General features: G+C 68.8%; 3 protein-coding genes and 1 pseudogene. All 4 read right to left on the bottom strand.

Annotation, left to right across the window (positions count from 1 at the left end; all coding sequences use genetic code 11):
* Window positions 1-418: 418 nt before the first annotated feature.
* On the bottom strand, window positions 419-820 hold the full coding sequence (locus CA983_RS46985; RefSeq protein WP_167407561.1) for a hypothetical protein: 402 nt from the start codon (window positions 818-820) through the stop codon (window positions 419-421).
* 253 nt (window positions 821-1,073) lie between these two features.
* A complete protein-coding gene (locus tag CA983_RS49765; protein WP_086606032.1) occupies window positions 1,074-1,214 on the bottom strand; it encodes a DUF5133 domain-containing protein in 141 nt (46 codons plus the stop codon).
* Window positions 1,215-1,358: 144 nt separating this feature from the next.
* Entirely contained in the window at window positions 1,359-1,745 is a 387-nt protein-coding gene (locus CA983_RS42965) for an STAS domain-containing protein (protein WP_086606031.1), read from the bottom strand.
* A gap of 155 nt (window positions 1,746-1,900) precedes the next feature.
* Window positions 1,901-2,176, bottom strand: a pseudogene (locus tag CA983_RS42970) (IS5/IS1182 family transposase); the annotation flags it as partial.

Consider the following 2,176-nt stretch of genomic DNA (forward strand, 5'->3'; position numbering starts at 1 on the left):
GTACGGAAGGGCGCCTGCGCCTGCGGGTCGGGGGCGGCCTGGGCTGCGGTTGCAGCAAGGGCGAAGGCGCCGCATGCGGCGAGGGTGGCTGCGAGTCTGCGAAGACCGGTCATGCATATCTCCCTGTTTGATGTGCACATGGTCGGATTGCCGTCCTACAGAATTCCGGCCGTACCGGCAGGCGCACAGACTTTTTCCAGCCGCAGCCCGGCCCAGTTCAGCCGGAGCAGTGGATGCGATCTCGCAAACACACAAGAGCTCCCGCCCCGCTCCTAAGGTTCTACGGTCGGGCCCAGCGCCGCTCCGAGGAGCGGCCTGCCCACCATCCGGGTCCCCGTTCGAACACGACGCCCCGCCGACGCCTCCCCATCTCATGTACTGGTGCTGTCGGTTTCTCGTGGACAAAGCCAGTGGAGAGCTACGAGGGCGGCGTCACGCTGCGCCAGGTGATGTACCGGCTCGTCTCCGAAGGCGTGCTTCCCCACACACCGTCGATGTACCGCCGCCTGTCCTCCCGGCTCGCCCAGGCCCGCCGCGAGGGCCACTTCCCGGACTGGTCGACACCCTGCGCGAGGTCCACGTCCCGCCAGCCTGGCCCGACGCAGGCGCCTTCCTGGGCGAAGCCGTCGACTGGTTCGCCCTGGACCGTACTCACGGCCAGGAGCACGCCCTGGCGGCGGAGAAGGACACCCTGCGCCAGTTGCTCACCGGCTGGCTCGCCGACTACGGCATCCCGGTCCTGGTGGTCCGCGGCTTCGGCTCCCAGTCCTGCGTCGACATCGTCCGCCAGCGCACCGCCCGCGACCCGCGCGAAGCGCACCTGCTGTACGTCGGGGATCTCGACGCATCAGGTGAGGACATCGAGCGGGACTGGGTGCAGCGCACCGGCCCCCGGAGTTCTCCCACGGCGCCAGGGCGGAGTGGGCGGCGCGGATGCTGCCGGGGATCAGGCGCGCTCGCCCCCGAGCGTTGCGCGTCGCCGCCGGGCCGCCGACGATGCGGCGGTGGTCGGGGGTCGTCGGGGCCCGCGCATGCTCAGCGTCGGAGGGGCTGCTGGCGTCGCATCGCGTCGGTCAGCTGCTGGCGGGCCACGTACAAGCTGTGTCCAGCTGGCGGGTGCCGGTGACCATGCACAGCGTGTACGACGCGTCCTCGAGCTGGCGCCTGGTCTCCTCGCTGCCGCCGGCGCGAGGCGCCGCCTGAGCGTCTCGCAGCGTTCGACGAGCTCCCGCAGGAGCGAAGGATGTGGCCTGAGCATGACGGACCGCCTCCGTCCTCGCCCGTTCGGACCTGCCTCCTTCACTCCTACGGTCGCGATCCTCGGCGCCCGCCGCAGCCCAGAGATCGAGCGGTCCGCGTCAGGGGCTGAGTGCCTCACGCAGGGTGGGGCGGCAGTCGATGACCTCGTCGACGCCGACGATCTGCAGTATGCGCATCACTGCTCCGGCGGGGCCGGCCAGGCGCAGCCAGCCGCCGGCCTCGGTGACGGCCTGGTGGGCGGCGATGAGGATGTTGATGCCGGTGGAGTCCATGAAGGTGATCTGCCGCATGTCGACCACGATGCGGGGCCGGGCGGTGGGGGAGATGTCCAGGGCCTGCCTGAGCTGGTCGCCGGTGTGGTGGTCGATCTCTCCGGCCAGGGTCAGCACGCGGATGCCGTCGGTGGCGGTGGGCACGACCGACAGCCCGACGGGCCGTGGTGCCTGCTCAGCTCGTTCGGGATCCGCCATGTGCCCTTCTGCCATGTCGGTGATACTTGCATATCAAGACCTTCACCCAGCAGTGCTGCCCTGCACAGTGCGGGTAATGCCTTCGCGTCGAGGGCGTACAGCGTGTACCAGGCATGCGCGGGTACACGCGGGGGTGTGAACGGGGTACTAGGGTGTGTGTGATGTTGTGATCAGCCAGTTGCCTTCAGGAGGTCGTTGATCCAGATCATCGAGGCACGGAGGTGGAGGCCGGCGAGGTAGCTCTCGGGCGTCTTGTCGTATCGAGTGGCGATGCCCCGCCAGGCCTTCAACTTGTTGATGAGCCGCTCAACGGTGTTCCGCTCCTTGTAAAGATCGCCGTCGTGGCATGTGGGGCGGCCGCCCCGGCGGCCTTTCCTCTTCCGGTTGGCAGCCTGGTCCTTCTTCTCCGGGATGACTGCCTTGATGCTGCGTTTCCGCAGGTAAGA

Origin of the sequence: Streptomyces swartbergensis (assembly GCF_002148965.1) — a bacterium.
In the GTDB taxonomy this organism is placed as follows: domain Bacteria; phylum Actinomycetota; class Actinomycetes; order Streptomycetales; family Streptomycetaceae; genus Streptomyces; species Streptomyces swartbergensis.

Coding starts and splice junctions, on each gene's coding strand:
- CA983_RS42965 (WP_086606031.1), bottom strand. CDS start 1,745: ATGGCAGAAGGGCACATGGCGGATCCCGAACGAGCTGAGCAGGCACCA.